Below are 17,726 nucleotides of genomic sequence, written 5' to 3'. Positions count from 1 at the left end.
CGACGAGTGCGGCCGCGACACAGTCGACGTCGGGGTTCAGCGCACCAGGCAGGGCTTCTTGTTGTCGAAGGTCCAGCCAGGAATCAGGAACTGCATGGCCACGCTGTCGTCACGGGCGCCCAGGCCCATGCCTTTGTACAGCTCGTGGGCCTTGGCCACGGCGTCCATGTCGATGTCCACGCCCAGACCCGGCTTGGCCGGCACCTTGACGAAGCCGTCTTCGATTTTCAGCGGAGCCTTGGTCAGGCGCTGGCCGTCCTGCCAGATCCAGTGGGTGTCGATGGCGGTGATGTCGCCCGGGGCGGCGGCGGCCACCTGGGTGAACATGGCCAGGGAAATGTCGAAGTGATTGTTGGAGTGCGAACCCCAGGTCAGGCCCCATTCGTGGCACATCTGCGCCACGCGCACCGAGCCCTGCAGGGTCCAGAAGTGCGGGTCGGCCAGGGGAATGTCCACCGATTGCAGTTGGATGGCGTGGCCCATTTCACGCCAGTCGGTGGCGATCATGTTGGTGGCAGTAGGCAGGCCGGTGGCGCGACGGAACTCGGCCATCACTTCGCGGCCCGAGTAACCGTTTTCGGCACCGCAAGGGTCTTCGGCGTAGGCCAGCACTTTGTGCTGGTCGCGGCACAGGGCAATGGCCTGTTTCAGTGACCAGGCGCCGTTGGGGTCCAGGGTGATGCGTGCGTCCGGAAAGCGTTCGGCCAGGGCGGTGACCGCTTCGATTTCTTCTTCGCCGCGCAGCACGCCGCCCTTGAGTTTGAAGTCGTTGAAGCCGTATTTCGCCTTGGCGGCTTCGGCCAGGCGCACTACCGCTTCCGGGGTCATGGCTTTTTCGTGACGCAGGCGGCTCCAGTCGTCGCTGGCGTCGGGTTCGCTGCGGTAGGCCAGGTCGGTGGCGCTGCGGTCGCCGATGTAGAACAGGTAACCGAGCATTTTCACCGCATCGCGCTGCTGACCTTCGCCGAGCAGGGCGGCCACGGGCACTTCCAGGAACTGGCCCAGCAGGTCAAGCAGGGCGGCTTCCATGGCAGTGACGGCGTGGATGGTGATGCGCAGGTCGAAGGTTTGCAGGCCGCGGCCGGCGGCGTCGCGGGCGGCGAAGGTGGTGCGCATCTGGTTGAGGATGCGCTGGTACTGGCCGATGGGCTGGCCCACCACCAGGCTGCGAGCGTCTTCCAGGGTTTCGCGAATGCGCTCGCCGCCAGGTACTTCACCCACGCCGGTGTTCCCGGCGCTGTCGGTGAGAATGACGATGTTGCGCGTGAAGTACGGGCCGTGGGCGCCGCTGAGGTTCATCAGCATGCTGTCGTGGCCGGCCACGGGGATCACTTGCAGTTGGGTGACGACGGGGGCGTTGTTGGTGGGTGCGGTAGTCATATGCGGTTCCTGCGAATTAAGGTAGGTCAGCTGTCAAGGGATCAGTGTGTTTTGCCCAGCACCACCGGGTGCGGTGCGCTGGCTTGGGACATGATGGGCCTGCCGGCCTTGGGCTGGGTCTTGGCGAAGAACACCAGGATGGCGGCGAAGATCGACGTGCCGGCCAGACCATAAAGGCCGCCCTGAATGGAGCCGGTGCTTTGCTCCAGAATGCCGAAGGTGGCCGGTGCCACGAAACCGCCCAGGTTGCCGATGGAGTTGATCAGGGCAATGACTGCCGCAGCGATGCGCACGTCCAGGTAGCCTTGGGGAATAGGCCAGAACAGCGACGACGCCGACTTGAAGCCTATCGCGGCAAAACACACAGCGACAAAGGCAAAGATCGGCCCGCCGACGGTGGACAGCAACATGCCGGCGCCGGCAATCAGCAGGGCGGCGGCGACCCAGGCTTGCTGAAACTTGAACTTGCCTGACAGCGCGGCAAAGGCGTACATGGCGATGATCGAGATCAGCCAGGGGATGGAGTTGAAGAAGCCCACCTGGATGTCGCTCAGGTCGCCCATTTTCTTGATGATGCTGGGCAGCCAGAACGTAGCGGCGTAGATGGTTAGCTGTATGCAGAAGTACAGGACGCAGAACATCAGGATCTGACCGTCCTTGAGCAGCTTGCCCAAGGTGGGCTTGATGGTTTGCAGCGCATCGCGGTCCCGCTGCTCCTGATCGATGGCGCCCACCAGTGCATCCTGTTCTTCTCGGCTAAGCCAGCGGGCGTCGTGGGGGTTGGAGTCCAGCCAGAACCACACCACCAAGCCCAGCACCACCGACACCAGCCCTTCGATGGCGAACATCCACTGCCAGCCATGCAAGCCAAACCCTTCGATTTGCAGCAGCACGCCCGACAATGGGCCCGAGATCAGCGAGGCGACGGCCGAACCACTGAGGAAAATGGCAATGGCCTTGCCACGCTCGGCGCCGGGCAGCCAACGGGTGAAGTAATAGATCACGCCCGGAAAGAAGCCCGCCTCGGCCACGCCCAGCAACACGCGCAGGATGTAAAACTGGGTTTCATTCTGGATGAACGCCATTAGCGTGGCCACCAGGCCCCACGTCAGCATGATGCGGGTCAGCCAGATTCGGGCGCCCATTTTCTGCAGCAGCATGTTGGACGGTACTTCAAACAGCGCATAGCCGATGAAGAACAGCCCGGCGCCCAGCCCGTAGGCGGCGGCACCAATGCCCAGGTCATGTTCCAGGTGCGTGCGCACGAAACCAATGTTGACGCGGTCGATGTAGTTGACGATGAACATGATGACGAACAGTGGGAGCACGTGGCTCTTCACTTTGGCCACGGCGCGAGCCAGGGTTGGCTCACCGCCGGCGGCAGCAGACGCGTTGCTTGAATTGTTCACAATTCAAATCTCCCACGGATTGTTTTTATGCGGGTCAGATATTGATGCCGGCGGGGGTGCCGCCGGCCCTGCGTGTTGGATGCTGATTGAGCTGAAGGGAGTATCGCCTTGTTAACAGACATCATACAAGCTGTATTGGGTTGCAGGCAATACGTGTTGAAGGAAGGGGGGGTATGCGTTTTCGGACTAAATCCGATTTATGCTGGCAAAAAATCGCAGTCTCAGAAGGTTTTGTTGTTTTAAGGTGTTTTTCCGTTTGGCTTGGCAGGCGGAGCAGTGCGTTGATGCGTGCGAAGACATAAGCCTGTCATACAAGCTGGACGGGCGTTCCATCCGTCAACGAGCCGGAGAATGAGGGCCGCCGCCCAGCGAGTCCTGTGACTAGCAGGCGGCCTGATGCGGGTCCGGATTGGCGAAGAAGATGCAGCCTATCAGCCGCGCAAACAGCATCAATGTTTCTTCCAAATCCGGGTCTTCAAACAGCACGGCCCGCGAGTCCAGCGCACACAGCGCGCCGAACAGGGTGCCGTCGGGCAGGAAGATCGGTGCGCCGGCATAACTCTCGATGGCGTGTCGTTTCACGATCGGGCGGTCGCAGAAGCGCTGGTTGTCGCTGATGCGCGACAGGAACAGTGCCTGCGGGTCGCGTCTGAATTCGCTGCACAGGGTGGTTTCGATGTCGACGGTGTCGCCCACCTCGATGCCAAACTGGGTGGGGTCGTAGACTGAACAGACAATCCATTCACTGTCGGTAAACTTAGCAATGCCGGCAAAACGCAGGCTGGTCAGCCGGGTGACCAGGCTGAGGATGCTGGTGGTGGCTTCGATCTCCGCGATCGCCGCGCGTTCTGCGGTGGTGAGCAGGCCGCTCGCCGCCAAGGTCGATTCATTCATCACGGATTCCTGTCCCTGGTAGTTTCAGTGCGCCCATGGCCTGCCGGGCAGGCGGGCGATTACTGTTGCACAGCTTGCACTGAACCGCCATCGACCGGTGCGTTTCTGCCATTGGCGCAGCAGGCGCGCTCAGGCGGCGTCCAGACCACGTCGCCCGCACACAAGGGTGATTACGTGATTGCGTACTCGCTTGCTCAATGATAAGGCAGCGTTGGAGGCGCCGCGCACTCTCCGGCACGTCGCTTGCGCTGAACGCTTGCCGGGTGCGACCACCTTGGCCACCAAGTCGGTTTGATGACATCTCAGGTCCTTGCTGGACAGAAGGGTCTGTTCGACTACGATCACATAGTTATAACCGGTGATCACGTCTGCGACCCTTGGCAGCCGACATAAAGAGAACACAACCATGAACACGCCCGCTACACCATCAGGTCTGAGAACGTTTACCGTCATTGTCGCCGCCCTGATCGGGTTGATCCTGCTGGTCGGCGGGGTATGGCTGACAGTGCTGGGTGGCTCCTTCTACTATGTGATCGCGGGGTTGGCGCTGCTGGTGTTCGCGCGGCTGCTGTCTCGGGGCTCCGACGCCGCGCTGTGGCTGTACGGCGCGCTGATGCTGGTGACCACGCTGTGGGGGCTCTGGGAAGCCGGGTCGGACTTCTGGGCACTGGTACCGCGCCTGGATATCCTCGGTGTGCTGGGTATCTGGCTGCTGGTGCCTGCCGTTACCCGGGGGTTCGTTGTCGACCTGAAGGCCAGCCGATCATTCCTCGTGGTAACACTGGCCTTTGCCATTGCCGTACTCATCTATTCAATCTTTAACGACCCGCAGGAAATCAACGGCACCCTCGCCGCAGCCCAGCCGGCCGAGGCCCAGGCCATCGACGGTGTGGCGCCAGGCGACTGGCCGGCGTACGGCCGGACCCAGGCCGGCACCCGGTATTCTCCGCTGAGCCAGATCAATGACAAGAACGTGGCGGATCTGCAAGTGGCGTGGACATTCCGCAGCGGCGAAAGCAAGACCGCGAATGACTCTGGCGAGACCACCAACGAACTCACGCCGATCAAGATCGGCGACAACATGTTCATCTGCACCACCCACCAGATCCTGGTCGCGCTGGACCCTGCGACAGGCAAGGAGAAGTGGCGGTTCGATCCCAAGCTCAAGGCTGACCCTTCGTTCCAGCACCTGACCTGCCGCGGGGTGGCGTATTACGACAGTGCCAACACCGCCGAATTCGCGACCAGCCTTGCCAGCGCTGCGCCGGCGCAAAGTGCCTGCCCGCGCAAAGTGTTCCTGCCCGTGAACGATGGCCGTCTGTTCGCCATCAACGCCGACAATGGCCAGGCTTGCAGCGACTTCGCGAACAAGGGCGAACTGGACCTCAAGCAAATGCAACCCTACGCCTACCCGGGCGGACTCGAACCTACCTCGCCGCCAGTGGTCACGGGAACCACGGTGGTGATCGGCGGCTCCGTGACGGACAACCTGTCGATTCATGAGCCTTCGGGTGCCTTGCGCGGCTACGACGTCAATACGGGGGCGCTGCGCTGGATTTTCGATACGGGCGCGGAAAACCCCAATGCCGTGCCGGGCGACGGCCACACCCTGGTCAATAACTCACCCAACGCCTGGGCGCCTCTGGCCTACGACGCCAAGACCGACGTGGTCTACATCCCCACGGGTAACCCGACGCCGGACATCTGGGGGGGCAACCGCACCCCGGTCATGGAACGCTACTCCAGTTCCATCCTTGCCTTGAACGCCACGACGGGCAAGCTCGTGTGGAGCTACCAGACGACCCACCATGACCTCTGGGACATGGACGTGCCCTCCCAGCCAACCTTGGCCGACGTGAAGGTCGCCTCAGGCGAAGCCGTACCGGCCGTTTACGTGCCGACCAAGGCCGGCAACCTGTTCGTGCTCGACCGTCGCGATGGCAAGCCCATCGTGCCTGTCTCCGAAGTGCCGGTGCCATCGACCGAGGCGGCGCCTGGTGATCGTGCCAGCCCCACCCAGCCACGCTCGGCGCTGAACCTGACGTCGGTGCAGACCCTGACGGACAAGAACATGTGGGGCGCCACCATGTTCGACCAATTGATGTGCCGGGTGATCTTCAAGCGCCTGTCCTACGCGGGCCAGTACACGCCGCCGTCGGAGCAGGGCACCTTGGTGTTCCCGGGCAACCTGGGCGTGTTCGAATGGGGCGGCATTTCGGTCAACCCCGACCGTCAGGTGGCGCTGATGAACCCCATGGCCTTGCCGTTCGTGTCCAAGCTGATTCCGCGCGGGCCCAACAACCCGCTGTGGCCAAAAGAGGGCGCCGGTGGCAGTTCGGGCACCGAGATGGGCATCCAGCCGCAATATGGCGTGCCCTACGGCGTGGAAATCAACGCGTTCCTGTCACCCCTGGGCTTGCCTTGCAAGGCTCCCGCCTGGGGCTATGTCGCCGGCGTGGACATGAAAACCCACCAAGTGGCCTGGCGCAAACGGATCGGCACGGTGCGCGACAGCTTGCCAGGGATTCAATTGCCGCCGTTCAAGATCGGCGTGCCGATGCTGGGCGGCCCTATCTCGACTGCGGGTAATCTGATGTTCATCGCCGGCACCCAGGATAACTACCTGCGCGCCTACAACGTCACCAATGGCGACCTGGTCTGGCAAGCGCGCTTGCCTGCCGGCGGCCAGGCCACACCGATGACGTATGAAGCCAATGGCAAGCAGTATGTGGTGATCATGGCAGGTGGGCACGGGTCGTTTGGGACCAAGATGGGCGATTACCTGATTGCCTACGCGTTGCCTTCCGGTCATTAGGGGGAGAGGCGGGCGGCCTTCGCCGCCCGCCCGTGCTGCCAAGGCCCCGCTGCCGCGGGCTGGGTCACGACCAACGCGGTGTCACTGATGCCGCGCGGCGTGTGTGACGTGGCCTGGCTTGCCATGAAGGGAATGGCACTGGCCGGCGGTCCGGATACTCAGCCCGCGTGTTCAACCCTGCTGTTACGCGACGCATCCCATAACGCCATGACTTGCGTCACCGCCGCGTCGATTGTCTTGAAGGGTATGCCGTCGCGAGCCAACACTGAAATCCCCAGCAGGAAACTGTCAAACGCCGTGGCCAGTGCCTCGGGCACCACCGTTGCGCTCAGCTCCCCCGATGCAATGGCGCGCTCGACACAGGCCAGGATGCCGGCGCGGTTGGACGTTCGCGCCCGAGCCAGCGGCCCACTGATGGCTTTGCTTTCTTCCGAGCAGGCACTTAGCAAACCCAGTGAGACTAGGCAACCCTTGGGATGACCGGGCTCGCACTGCATTTTCGCCGATTGCCGCAAGGTTGTTTCGATCGCTTCCCTGGGCGGCAGGGCCGTGTCGAACAGGTGATCGGTGACTTTGCCATGGGTGGTCAGATAACGCTCCATGACCTCTTCGAACAGCGCCTGCTTAGAGCCGAACGCCGCGTAGAAGCTGGGCGCGGTAATACCGCCACCGATGGTGGCCTTGAGCTGGCTGAGCGATGTGGCGTCAAAGCCGTGCTCCCAGAACAGGTGCAAGGCCTGAGTGATTGCCACGTCACGGTCAAAGGTGCGTGGGCGTCCCATCTGTGCCATGTAAACCCCCTTATGGAATGAGATAAATACTAATCGATACATAAATCGTTGACCAGTGCTTCGCCTGTCCCTATATTTGTACCGATCGATCTATTAGTAGGGAGAGGGAAAAAATGGTTGAAGAACAGCAAGAGGGCGGGGGGCTTCCTCTGGGGGCGTTGCTTGCGCTGGCCATGGCTGGCTTCATTTGCATCGTGACCGAGACGTTACCGGCGGGGTTGTTGCCTGAAATTGCCCATGGCTTGGGGATCTCCGCGTCGCTGGCGGGGCAACTGGTCACCGCGTATGCGGTGGGGTCGTTGCTGGCAGCCATACCCTTGACCATTGCCACGCGAAGCTGGCGGCGCAGGACGGTGTTGCTGATGACGGTTATCGGCTTCCTGGTGTTCAATACCATCACGGCACTGTCCTCCGATTACTGGGTGACGCTGATGGCACGGTTCTTCGCCGGGGTATCGGCGGGCTTGGCCTGGAGCCTGATCGCGGGGTATGCGCGGCGCATGGTTGCCCCCGTGCTGCAGGGGCGTGCATTGGCCGTAGCCATGGTAGGCACACCCGTCGCGCTGTCCCTGGGCGTGCCGCTGGGCACCTGGCTGGGCGGCTGGCTAGGTTGGCGCCTGGCATTCACCGTGATGTCCGGTTTAACCCTGATATTGATCGCCTGGGTACTGATCAAAGTGCCTGACTACCCCGGCCAATCATCCTCACAGCGCATGGCGTTGCGTCAGGTAGTGTCCACGCCAGGTGTGCGCTCGGTATTGGGCGTGGTCTTCACCTGGATGTTGGCCCACAACATTCTTTATACCTACGTGGCGCCCTTTGTTTCCAGCGCCGGGCTCGGCAGCCAGGTTGATGTGGTGCTGCTCGTGTTTGGTATCGCGGCGCTGGTGGGAATCGCGCTCACGGGCCGGCTGATCGATCGTCATATGCGAACCGCAGTGTTGGCCAGCCTTGCGATGTTCGCCGCGGTATCGCTTGTCTTTGGGTTGTTTTCAGGCTCGGCCGAGGTGATGTTTGCCGGTGTCTTCATCTGGGGGCTGACCTTTGGCGGTGCAGCAACCTTGCTGCAAACAGCACTGGCCGACGCTGCAGGGGAGGGCGTCGACGTAGCCCTCTCCATGAACGTTGTGGTCTGGAACAGCGCGATCGCTGTCGGTGGGCTGCTGGGGGGTGTGATATTAGGCCGATGGGGAGTGAGTACGTTTCCAGGGGTAGTGCTGGTGTTGCTGTTGATCAGCCTGGCCATCGCGTTTCGGGCGCGGGTACATGGATTCCCCCAAGGCCACCGGCAGGTTGCGCAGGCACTGTGTCCATTTCGGGTGGAAGGTGAAGCGTGAGAGGCATTGCTGGTGGGCATGGCTCTTAGGGTGGGACGGCATCATTCAACTGGTGCCGGGCCGGCTTGGTCGCAGACCCTTCGATGAGGTGCCCACGTGACGTAAGCTGGCCTGAAGCCAGCCCTCCTAACCTCGGTACCGCCCCGGTTTGTGCCAACTGATCAGAATGAAATTCATCGCCAATGTGCCCACGAACGACCAGGCCAGCTTCTCGAGCGGTAGATAAATGGCTGCCACCAGAAACAGCGCACAGTCGCATGCCAACTGCGAGACGCCGGCGTTGATGGAGAAGCGCCGTTGAACCCACAGCACGACGGCGCCAGTGCCCCCCACCGATGCGTTATGGCGAGCCAGGCAAAGGATGCCCATGCCCAGGAAGGTGCCCCCTAGTATGGAACCTATACCAGCGTGTATGCCGGAGAGGTTGAGCACTGGACTGACCAGGCTGATGCCTAATCCCAAGGCAAGGCTGACGATAACGCTCTTCAGGGTGAATGAGCGGCCCATGCTGACCAGGGCAAACAGCAGAAAGGGAATGTTGATGACGGGCACCAGCACCGAGGGCGTGTACTGGGTGATGAAAGAAACGAGCAGGGCCATCCCCGCGATGCCGCCCGTGATCAGCCCGCTTTTACCCAGAATGGCGATGCCGGTTGCGGCCAGGGCAATCCCGATGAACATGCCGTATGCATCATCCAGTGCACTATGTTGGGGATAGGGTTTCACGGCCTCGGTCAGATCTTCTGAAAAGGGTGGTGGGGCTCTCTCATCTTTTCGCTGTTCGACGTGATGCATTGCTTTTCCTTGTGGGAGGGCCGCCCGTTTGGCGCAGCGCCGGTGGATCGCACCAGCGGCTACGTTGCCACCCGATGGGGAAGCAAAGGCAAGCCTGAGTGTTGAGCGGTTAGCCGCACAAATAAGTTGCTGTATTGTGCGGCAGGCGTTTGGACCAAGCAAAATCCATTCCCGATATTATGCAGCCCGCGTGCATCGGATTTCGCGGGTGGTCGGTATGGAGCGGTTGGGGTTTGTGCCTCAGCCAGTGCCTGGGCATCGGCGACGATTGGGTGAATCAACAGTCTGCGGGCGGGTCATAGTCGTTAACATAGGACACCTTTGTTTGCAGGCGTCCCAGCAGGTCGACCAAGGTATCGACCTCTGCTGGCGATAGATCACTGAGCAGGCGCCGCTCTCGCTCCAGCGCAACCTCAAGCACTCGGTCATGCAGCGCTTTGCCCTCGGCCGTGAGGCTGACGGCGTAGCGGCGTGCATCCTTGCTGTCAACCTGGCCCGAAATTCGCCCCGCCGCCTCCAGGACCTGCAGCGATCGGCTGACCGCGCTTTTATCCAGACCAATGACCTGACAGATGCGATTGGCGGTGATCTTGTCTTCCACCGCCAGTAGGGCAATCAAGCGCCATTCGACGACGCCAATACCGAAATGCTTGCGGTAACTGAGGGAAGCGCCCGTGGCCAGCTTGTTTGCCAAGAAGGTGAGCATGGCTGGAACGTAACGATTGAGATCCAGCGTGTTGGTTTCCACCATGGGGAGATGCCTTGAAGGATGATGAATGGCCTGAAAAACTAGTTGACACCGCAACCAGATAATTGGATTCTACTTCCAGCCACGCACAGTGCGTGGGCTGCTCGCATCATAAGCGACAGCCGCCTCTACAAAAATAACTATCAGGTAGTCCTCAATGAGCCGTATTGCCAATTCCCAGGTTCTGCGCCGTCTTCCAGCAGCCGCCAGCCCGCCATAACGCCAACGCGCTAGCTCAATCTTCGTTCGCTTCTTGCAGCCACTGTTGAGTGTGGAGGGCTGTCTCATGCTTCAGGTTTTAGTCAATCGTAAATCCACCGTCGCGGACGGGATCTGCAGTTTCGAACTGTGCCTTGCCAATGGTGAGCTGTTGCCTGCTTTCACTGCGGGCGCCCATGTCGATGTGCATTTGCCCAGCGGTGTCGTTCGCCAGTATTCGCTATGCAATGCACCGCAGGAGCGTCACCGCTATCTGATCGGTGTGCTCAAGGATCCTTCGTCGCGCGGCGGTTCGCAAGCGATGCATGAGTGGGTGCAGCAGGGCCATACCTTGCACATCAGCGAGCCGCGCAACCTCTTCCCACTGGTGGGCGATGGGGCCAGGCATCTGCTGATTGCCGGCGGAATCGGTATCACGCCCCTGCTGGCCATGGCCCATGAGCTAGCGCGCCAGGGTGCGGATTTCGAGCTGCATTACTGCTTCCGTTCCCCGGATCACGCGGCGTTTCTCGATGAGCTCGCCCGCGCGGCGTTTGCCGGCCGGGTCGTGCTGCACGACGACAGCAGCACGGAGCCATCGACACTGGATGCTCGCGCGTTACTGCAAACCCCCGATCCGGGGGGGCACATTTATGTGTGCGGTCCGGGTGGCTTCATGGATTACATCCTCGGTTGCGCCGCAGCAGCGGGTTGGCCGCAGGCCCAGGTGCATCGTGAGTTCTTTACTGCGGCGCCGGTTGACCCTGGCGCCGATCAAGCCTTCGATGTCCAGCTCGCGCGGTCAGGCAAGGTCTTCCGGATTCCGGCTGATCGCTCGGTGTTCGAGGTGCTGGACGAAGCCGGCATCCACATCGAGACCTCCTGTGAGCAAGGCGTGTGCGGCGCCTGTATCACCCGGGTGTTGCAGGGCACCCCCGATCATCGCGATCAGTTCATGACCGACGCCGAGCATGCCAGCAACGATCAATTCACACCGTGCTGTTCGCGGGCCAAGACGCCTTGCCTGGTGCTGGACCTTTGAACTGAACCCTGACACCTATTAATTCACGGGAGAACACCATGAACGCCCCTGGCAGCCAAGCCCTTGGTGACGAAGTACCGGCGATACCGTCTTTGCCCAGCTTTCCCCTCGATCAGTGGTACGTGGCCGCATTGGGCTGGCAGCTCACCGACAAACCCGTCGCGCGCACCTTGTTGAACACGCCCGTGGTGCTGTTTCGCACGTCAGATGGCCAGGCGGCCGCGCTCGAAGACCGTTGCTGTCACCGTGCATTGCCGTTGTCCAATGGCACCCTGGAAGCGCGGGGCCTTCGCTGCGGTTATCACGGATTGCTCTTCAATGGCGAAGGCAAGTGCATCGAAATTCCCGGGCAGGACAAGATTCCCGGCAAGGCCCAGGTCCCAGCCTTTCATGTGCAGGAGCGTGATCAGATCGTGTGGATATGGTTCGGTAGCAGCCAACACCCCGAACCGACCTGCGAGCCACCCGCTTACGACGTGCACAGCAGTGGCCAATACCTGTACGACGGTGACGTGTACCACTACGATGCGCCGTACCAGCTTATCCATGACAACCTGATGGACCTCAGCCATCTGGGCTACGTGCATCTACGCACCATCGGCGGTAACGCAAGCGTCCACATGAACGCCAAAATGAAGGTCGAAAGTGACGACATGTCGGTGACGGTCACCCGGCATATGCCGGACTCGGTTCCGCCCCCCACCTACGTCGCCGCCTACCCCTTCAAGGATCGCGTCGACCGCTGGCAGCAGATCGAGTTTCACGTCAGTCACCTGCGCATTTGGACGGGCGCGGTAGACGCCAACACTGACGATCTGGATGATCCGCAACGGGGCGGCTTCCACATGCGCGGCTTTCATGGCGTCACTCCGGAAACCGATACCACCAGCCACTACTTCTGGACCATGGCCACCAATCCAAAAACCGACCACGAAGCCATCAAGGCCAAGGTCATTGAGCAGACCGCGCTCACCTTTGACGAAGACAAGGTGGTGATCGAGGCCCAATACCAGAACATGTGCCGCTTCGGCACGCGCCCGATGATCGATATTCATGTGGATGTAGGCGCCAATCGAGCGCGCAAGATGATCGAGCGGTTGCGTCACGCCAGCCGTTGAGTGCATAGCGAGGGGGCCAGGGCTGCCATTGGCTGTGTTGTCTGGTCAATAGACTGGACGGCCTCACAGTAGGGGGCATGGCCTTCACTGCGGCTTTGCGACCCGGCTCGATTTTGTGAGCGCTGATTATCGGTGGTCGCCCACCTGGACGCTGCGCTATTTTTACGCCGAGTTAAGCAATAGGTACACGCATGACTTTGGCGGGTTGCTTCCTACGCCTGCCCCGGGGGCGGGGACGCCAAGCCTGGCATCCGCCTTATCAATGGCCGCGATGGCGGCGAGTCAGGCGCACGTCCAAGGTACGCCAGCCGGAGCTGTTGCCAGAGCCGTTCTCATTTCCCCCTCGCTTTCAAATCAGTTCGCCTTGAGAAAATCGCTAGATGATCTGTTTCTTTGCTATTTTATAAGGTATCAGCGCCACCCTTGCTTAAAAACTTCAGGAACACACCGTCAATGGTCGATAATGCCCTTATTCCTTCAGACAACGGGGTACTGGTGGATGTGTTGGCGGATAGCGGTAAAGTCGGCGAGGGATGCTTCAATTTCGGGAATCAGGTTGAAAGCTTGCACGATCATGGGGTTTGCTCCTTGGACGAGTTCTGGCGCTGTCCAAAGCATGCCAAAGCACATCGCAAACCCGTAATCGAGTGTTCGTATACCCATTCATTTTTTGAAGGCTACTCAGTACCCTGGTGACAATGCATCGGCCGCGTGGAAGTGCTGGTCGATACACTGGGCAGGGATGTTCTTGTTGCCGAAAAACTCATAGACGATTTCTTCAGACAGCGCAGCCGCTTCCGGGTCAGGTAATCGGCACTGCGGCTGATCATTACCATATTGAAGCCAGGAATGGTTTCGTGGATGTGCAACACCTTCAGGCTGCTGCGTAGGCTGCCTAGCGCCAAGTGGCGCAAGGACCAGTAGCTGACTGCGTCATTTGAGGTGGCAAGCTCTAGGTACATGACAAGCGAGTTGCACGCTGACAGGTTCCTGGGGGGCGCCAGGCCGTTGTCCCTGAAGAAGTTGACCAACGGCGATTCGGCAAGTGGGTCCGGCATGATCCAGGGCAGTTCGCGCAATTGGGGCAATGAACTGCATTCGCGCAAGGGGTGATCATGCCTTACCGCCAGCGCACCGGGCTGGTAATACAGATCCACGCAGTTGAAACCGTCCAGGTTGCGGTTTCCGTGGGACGTCAGCACGAGGTCTAATCGGCCCTCGCGTAACGCCTCGATCAGCTTGTTCGGCCGCATTTCCTCGATTTCGAGGCTGACGTTGGGGTAACGCCGGCGAAAGCGTGTCAGGCAATCGACAAATCGGGCGCTGGGCGTCACCGGTGACACACCGATGGCCACGCGCCCGTCCATGCTGCCCTTGAGCGTTTCGATTTCGTCCTTGGCTCGCCGTACCTCCTCCACGATCAGCCTTGCCCTGGACACCAAGTGCTCACCGTACTCGGTCAACGTGATACCGCGGTTAGAGCGCACCAGCAGGTGTACGCCAAGCTCGGTTTCGAGCTCCTTGATACCGCGCGACAGCGACGGCTGGGAAATATGCAGGACGCGGGATGCCTCCTGGATACTGCCGTTCTCGAAAATGGCCAGCAATGAACGAAGCTGGTGGATCTTCATTGTGCTGCAACCTCTTTTTCACGATTATTGTGCCACCGACCCTACCACTTTTAACAAGCGGTCGCTGAAGGCAGCCAGCACGATGTGAAAGCTGATGGTGGTGGCGAACTGAACACGGACGGCCAATAGCGCCGTGGCCCCATTGGCCAGGTCAAACAACCTGGTCACTCCGGGCAAGTTCGTGGGCCCGGTCGGCAGCCGAAGGCAGGGCGGCGTGCAGGGTGATGGGCACTGACTTGGCCGCCGGCACTTTGCTGCGTTCGGCGTGATGCCACAGCGGCACCAATGCATTGCATTCCGGGTAGTAGGCGGCCGCGCAGCCCGCTGGGATGTCGTACGCGATGATCTGGAACGGGCCTACCTGGCGCCTGACCTCAGGCTCGATGGCCGTGCGCAGCGTTACCCAGTCACCGGGCGCCAGGCCCAGGCGGATGACGTCACTGTGGTTGAGGAAGATCACGCTGCGGGTGCCTTTCACCCCACGAAAGCGATCGTCGTAGCCGTACACCGTGGTGTTGAACTGGTCGTTGCTGCGAATCGTCATCAGTTGCAGCACGTCGCGCCGGGTAGGGTCTATCTCAACGTCACTGTCCTCGTTCAGGCTGCGCGGGGCAATGAACTGCGCCTTGCCCGAGTCGGTCTTCCACTGGCGCTGGCTGGCGGGCAGTGGGCGGTGGAAACCACCCGGTTCCCACATGCGGCTTTCCATGTCGTGGAAAATCTGCGGGTAGACCTCGCCGATTGCCGCGCGAATCAAGGCATAGTCCCGGCGCCACGCGGCCCATGGGATGCGCACGCGGTCGCCAAGGGTGGCTTCGGCCAGCCCGGCGATAATCGCTACCTCGGATCGCAGGTGCTCGCCAGCCGGTTCGCTGGTGCCTTTCCAGCCGTGGACGCAGCCGGTGCTGTCTTCGGTGCTGTAAACCTGTTCGACCTCGTCCTGACGGTCCATTTCGATGCGCCCCAGGCAGGGCAGCAGCCATGCCCGCTTGCCGGGTACCAGGTGGGTGCGGTTGAGTTTGGTGGCCACCTCTACGTGCAGCTCAAGGTTGGACCATGCCGGCTCCATACGATGAGTGTCGGGCACCGCGCGCAGAAAGTTACCGCCGAGGCCAATAAACCCCTTGATGCTACCCTCGATCACCCCCGCGCAGGCATCGACGGTGCTGGTGCCCTTGAGTGGCGGCACCTTGAAACCGAACAGCTGCTCAATCTTGTCGCCTGGCACTTTGGCCGGGTCTTCGGTGATGCCCACGGTGCGCTGGCCTTGCACGTTGGAGTGGCCCCGCACCGGGCAGATGCCGGCGCCTGGTTTGCCGATGTTGCCGCGCATCAGGAGCAGGTTGACCAGCATCTGCACGTTCTCCACGCCATGCCGATGCTGGGTCATGCCCATGCCGTAGACCACCATCACTCGCTGGCTGCGTGCGTACACCGTGGCTGCCGCTTCCAGCGCGCTGCGGCTCAAGCCAGAGCACCGTTCAAGTTCGGCCCAGGGGTGGCGTTGCACCTCGGCGACAAACGCTTCGAAGCCCTGGGTGTGTTCGGCGATGAAGTCGTGGTCGAGCACCGCAGGCTGTCCGTCGGCACGCGCCAGCTGGTCCATCGCCAGCAGGTGCTTGGCCATGCCGATGACTGCAGCGGTGTCACCGCCGATCGCCACTTGATGGTATTGCGTGCTGATCACCGTGGACTGCGGGCCGAGCATTTCGCCAGGTGATTGCGGGTTGACGAAGCGCTCCAGGCCACGTTCGCGAATCGGATTGAAGGTGATGACCGGTACCCCGCGCTTGCGTGCCGCTTGCAGCGGATGGAGCATTCTGGGGCTGTTGCTGCCCACGTTCTGGCCGAAGAAGAACAGGCAGTCGGTAAGCTCGAAATCGGCCAGCGTGACCGTCCCCACGGGTACGCCAATGCTCTCCTGCAGGCCAACCGAAGTACTTTCGTGGCACATGTTGGAACTGTCCGGCAGGTTGTTGGTGCCGTAGGCACGCGCCAGTAGTTGGTACATGAACGAGGCTTCCAGTGAGGCGCGGCCGGAGGCGTAGAACACCACCTCGTTGGGGCTCAGCTGGCGTAGTTGCGCACCGATGTCGTGATAGGCCTGTGCCCAACGGGTGGGTAGGTAGCGGTCGGACGCGGGGTCGTATCGCAGGGGATGGGTGAGGCGCCCATGCTGTTCCAGAGCGTAGTCGCTCCAGTCGCGCAGCTCGGTCAAGGTGTGCTGTTCGAAGAAATCGGGCCCGGTCCGGTAGGTGGTTAACTCCCAGGCGGTGGCCTTCGCGCCGTTTTCGCAGAACTCCAGAGCATGTGGGTTGCCCGGTTTGGCCCAGGCACAGCTCACGCAGGCAAAGCCGTTGGGCTTGTTTTGCCGCAGCAGTGCCAGTGGGGCACGCTGCAGCGCCTGCTCGCGCCACAGGATGGTCATCACTGACTGCGCCGAGCCCCATCCGCCCGACGCATGGGTATAGGGCCGGTAACGGGCTTGCGGGTGAAGAAGGTGCATGGTGGGCCTCGGCGCGGTGACCAATAGACAGGGTGTCTATACCGTACGAAGGCCAGCCGGCGATAAAGGTTCAAACCGGGTGTCGATCGGGCAGGGCTTCGATGACGCTCAGGCGCGATGGATACTTGCCCGGCGATACAGCACACAACATAAAAGGCCCAGGGTCACGCCGCCAACGATGATCAACAAGGCGGGCGCTTTGCGCGGCGCTTGCTGCACGTCGTCCTCAACCTCGTTTGCCTGTTGTTCTCCCAGGGGCTGGTTTTCCAGCGCCTCTATTGGCAACTGCGCACCGTCCGCCAACGTCAGGGTAAGGTTTTCAATAGTGCCGGCGATTCGATCGGCAAACAGCGGGGCGCCCGTGCCATCGAGGTGATCGTAGAGAAACGTCTGCCCTTCCAGCCAACCCACTGCGGTCAGCAATTCGGGAGCCAGGAAGTATTTGCCGTCGAGGAAAAAGCCTGGGAATCGAGGGGGCTGCTGTCCGCTGTTAATGCCGTAACGTTCGCCCGGTTTCATTCCTGTTGCCGAATTAATCATTTCGGTCGCCTCCGTGTACGTGGAAACAGTAGAGGCATGAGGAAGAAATAACGTTCAGTCGAGGTGATCAGGGGGTCTACACGCGTAAGACTTCTGCGTAGGGAGCGGTTCAAAGGTTCGCCCAATTCCCGCGGCGTGACCAATGGCAATCTACCGCACACAGGATCATCGACCACGATCAATTTCAATCCGCTGGCCGATGGCTTCCGCTAGCGCCGCAAGGGTCTGTTCCATCGCGCTCAGTTGCGCCGTGAGCTGGGCGTGGGATTGCAGCAGCGATTCATGCGAATCCGGGGTCTGATGGCCGCGCAAAGCCGGTGAATGGCCCTCCAGGTAACGTTCGAAGGTTTCAACCCGCTGGCGCAGTAAGTGCAGTGCGACAAAAAGATCTGCAATCAGGGTATCTTCAACGCTGTCCATCACCCCTCCAGCTTTTTCAACGCAGGTTCACTCATGACAGGCCATTTGCAACATCGTTGCATCGGCCTGACCCGAACGAGGCGGGCATTCCAAGGTTGTCAT

Annotated in this window: 14 protein-coding genes; 4 read left to right on the top strand and 10 right to left on the bottom strand. The window is 61.0% G+C overall.

Annotated features, from left to right (window positions below; genetic code table 11):
* Positions 1 to 36: 36 nt before the first annotated feature.
* The 3 genes from gudD to PMM47T1_RS19860 all read right to left on the bottom strand — a co-directional run bounded on the left by gudD (position 37) and on the right by PMM47T1_RS19860 (position 3,683).
* Positions 37 to 1,380, bottom strand: a complete 1,344-nt coding sequence (gene gudD, locus PMM47T1_RS19870; RefSeq protein ID WP_008372254.1) for a glucarate dehydratase — start codon at positions 1,378 to 1,380, stop codon at positions 37 to 39.
* Between the two features lie 41 nt (positions 1,381 to 1,421).
* Positions 1,422 to 2,789 (bottom strand): MFS transporter, encoded by a 1,368-nt coding sequence (locus PMM47T1_RS19865; protein WP_008372251.1) that lies wholly within the window; start codon positions 2,787 to 2,789, stop codon positions 1,422 to 1,424.
* A 381-nt stretch (positions 2,790 to 3,170) separates the two neighbouring features.
* A complete protein-coding gene (locus tag PMM47T1_RS19860; RefSeq protein WP_008372250.1) occupies positions 3,171 to 3,683 on the bottom strand; it encodes a GAF domain-containing protein in 513 nt (170 codons plus the stop codon).
* A gap of 406 nt (positions 3,684 to 4,089) precedes the next feature.
* Here PMM47T1_RS19860 and PMM47T1_RS19855 point away from each other — a divergent pair, with 406 nt between their 5' ends.
* Positions 4,090 to 6,498 carry a glucose/quinate/shikimate family membrane-bound PQQ-dependent dehydrogenase gene (locus PMM47T1_RS19855; RefSeq protein ID WP_008372247.1) on the top strand — a complete coding sequence of 803 codons (2,409 nt, stop codon included), beginning with the start codon at positions 4,090 to 4,092 and terminating at the stop codon, positions 6,496 to 6,498.
* 158 nt (positions 6,499 to 6,656) lie between these two features.
* Here the strand turns inward: PMM47T1_RS19855 and PMM47T1_RS19850 are convergent, their stop codons facing one another.
* Complete coding sequence (locus PMM47T1_RS19850; RefSeq protein ID WP_008372244.1) at positions 6,657 to 7,289, bottom strand: TetR/AcrR family transcriptional regulator; 633 nt, start codon at positions 7,287 to 7,289, stop codon at positions 6,657 to 6,659.
* 113 nt (positions 7,290 to 7,402) lie between these two features.
* Between PMM47T1_RS19850 and PMM47T1_RS19845 the strand changes: the two genes are divergently transcribed.
* Positions 7,403 to 8,626, top strand: coding sequence for an MFS transporter (locus PMM47T1_RS19845; RefSeq protein WP_008372242.1), 1,224 nt, complete (start codon positions 7,403 to 7,405; stop codon positions 8,624 to 8,626).
* A gap of 126 nt (positions 8,627 to 8,752) precedes the next feature.
* Here the strand turns inward: PMM47T1_RS19845 and PMM47T1_RS19840 are convergent, their stop codons facing one another.
* Positions 8,753 to 9,421 (bottom strand): YitT family protein, encoded by a 669-nt coding sequence (locus PMM47T1_RS19840; RefSeq protein ID WP_157213054.1) that lies wholly within the window; start codon positions 9,419 to 9,421, stop codon positions 8,753 to 8,755.
* A gap of 277 nt (positions 9,422 to 9,698) precedes the next feature.
* A complete protein-coding gene (locus tag PMM47T1_RS19835; RefSeq protein ID WP_008372237.1) occupies positions 9,699 to 10,172 on the bottom strand; it encodes a MarR family winged helix-turn-helix transcriptional regulator in 474 nt (157 codons plus the stop codon).
* A gap of 283 nt (positions 10,173 to 10,455) precedes the next feature.
* On the opposite strand from PMM47T1_RS19835, the gene PMM47T1_RS19830 reads away from it, so the two are divergent.
* Both PMM47T1_RS19830 and PMM47T1_RS19825 read left to right on the top strand, forming a co-directional pair.
* A complete protein-coding gene (locus PMM47T1_RS19830) occupies positions 10,456 to 11,409 on the top strand; it encodes a PDR/VanB family oxidoreductase (protein WP_008372234.1) in 954 nt (317 codons plus the stop codon).
* A gap of 38 nt (positions 11,410 to 11,447) precedes the next feature.
* The gene (locus tag PMM47T1_RS19825) at positions 11,448 to 12,527 is read left to right on the top strand and encodes an aromatic ring-hydroxylating dioxygenase subunit alpha (RefSeq protein WP_008372232.1); all 1,080 of its coding nucleotides are present in this window, start codon (positions 11,448 to 11,450) and stop codon (positions 12,525 to 12,527) included.
* Positions 12,528 to 13,204: 677 nt separating this feature from the next.
* On the opposite strand, the gene PMM47T1_RS19820 is transcribed toward PMM47T1_RS19825, so the two are convergent.
* The 4 genes from PMM47T1_RS19820 to PMM47T1_RS19805 all read right to left on the bottom strand — a co-directional run bounded on the left by PMM47T1_RS19820 (position 13,205) and on the right by PMM47T1_RS19805 (position 17,624).
* Positions 13,205 to 14,158: a LysR family transcriptional regulator gene (locus PMM47T1_RS19820; RefSeq protein WP_008372229.1), complete on the bottom strand. Its 954-nt coding sequence runs from the start codon at positions 14,156 to 14,158 to the stop codon at positions 13,205 to 13,207.
* 151 nt (positions 14,159 to 14,309) lie between these two features.
* On the bottom strand, positions 14,310 to 16,664 hold the full coding sequence (locus PMM47T1_RS19815) for an FdhF/YdeP family oxidoreductase (RefSeq protein WP_043301280.1): 2,355 nt from the start codon (positions 16,662 to 16,664) through the stop codon (positions 14,310 to 14,312).
* A 108-nt stretch (positions 16,665 to 16,772) separates the two neighbouring features.
* On the bottom strand, positions 16,773 to 17,204 hold the full coding sequence (locus tag PMM47T1_RS19810) for a hypothetical protein (RefSeq protein ID WP_008372225.1): 432 nt from the start codon (positions 17,202 to 17,204) through the stop codon (positions 16,773 to 16,775).
* A gap of 165 nt (positions 17,205 to 17,369) precedes the next feature.
* Positions 17,370 to 17,624: a hypothetical protein gene (locus PMM47T1_RS19805; RefSeq protein ID WP_008372223.1), complete on the bottom strand. Its 255-nt coding sequence runs from the start codon at positions 17,622 to 17,624 to the stop codon at positions 17,370 to 17,372.
* Between the last annotated feature and the right edge of the window lie 102 nt (positions 17,625 to 17,726).

Source organism: Pseudomonas sp. M47T1 (assembly GCF_000263855.1).
Lineage (GTDB): Bacteria > Pseudomonadota > Gammaproteobacteria > Pseudomonadales > Pseudomonadaceae > Aquipseudomonas.
This window is presented reverse-complemented; position numbering and strand designations above follow the sequence as displayed.

Bases quoted from the DNA above. Each gene is read 5' to 3' on its own strand.
- gudD (WP_008372254.1), bottom strand. From the start codon at position 1,380: ATGACTACCGCACCCACCAACAACGCCCCCGTCGTCACCCAACTGCAA.
- PMM47T1_RS19860 (WP_008372250.1), bottom strand. From the start codon at position 3,683: ATGAATGAATCGACCTTGGCGGCGAGCGGCCTGCTCACCACCGCAGAA.
- PMM47T1_RS19855 (WP_008372247.1), top strand. From the start codon at position 4,090: ATGAACACGCCCGCTACACCATCAGGTCTGAGAACGTTTACCGTCATT.
- PMM47T1_RS19850 (WP_008372244.1), bottom strand. From the start codon at position 7,289: ATGGCACAGATGGGACGCCCACGCACCTTTGACCGTGACGTGGCAATC.
- PMM47T1_RS19845 (WP_008372242.1), top strand. From the start codon at position 7,403: ATGGTTGAAGAACAGCAAGAGGGCGGGGGGCTTCCTCTGGGGGCGTTG.
- PMM47T1_RS19840 (WP_157213054.1), bottom strand. From the start codon at position 9,421: ATGCATCACGTCGAACAGCGAAAAGATGAGAGAGCCCCACCACCCTTT.
- PMM47T1_RS19835 (WP_008372237.1), bottom strand. From the start codon at position 10,172: ATGGTGGAAACCAACACGCTGGATCTCAATCGTTACGTTCCAGCCATG.
- PMM47T1_RS19830 (WP_008372234.1), top strand. From the start codon at position 10,456: ATGCTTCAGGTTTTAGTCAATCGTAAATCCACCGTCGCGGACGGGATC.
- PMM47T1_RS19825 (WP_008372232.1), top strand. From the start codon at position 11,448: ATGAACGCCCCTGGCAGCCAAGCCCTTGGTGACGAAGTACCGGCGATA.
- PMM47T1_RS19820 (WP_008372229.1), bottom strand. From the start codon at position 14,158: ATGAAGATCCACCAGCTTCGTTCATTGCTGGCCATTTTCGAGAACGGC.
- PMM47T1_RS19815 (WP_043301280.1), bottom strand. From the start codon at position 16,664: ATGCACCTTCTTCACCCGCAAGCCCGTTACCGGCCCTATACCCATGCG.
- PMM47T1_RS19810 (WP_008372225.1), bottom strand. From the start codon at position 17,204: ATGATTAATTCGGCAACAGGAATGAAACCGGGCGAACGTTACGGCATT.
- PMM47T1_RS19805 (WP_008372223.1), bottom strand. From the start codon at position 17,624: ATGGACAGCGTTGAAGATACCCTGATTGCAGATCTTTTTGTCGCACTG.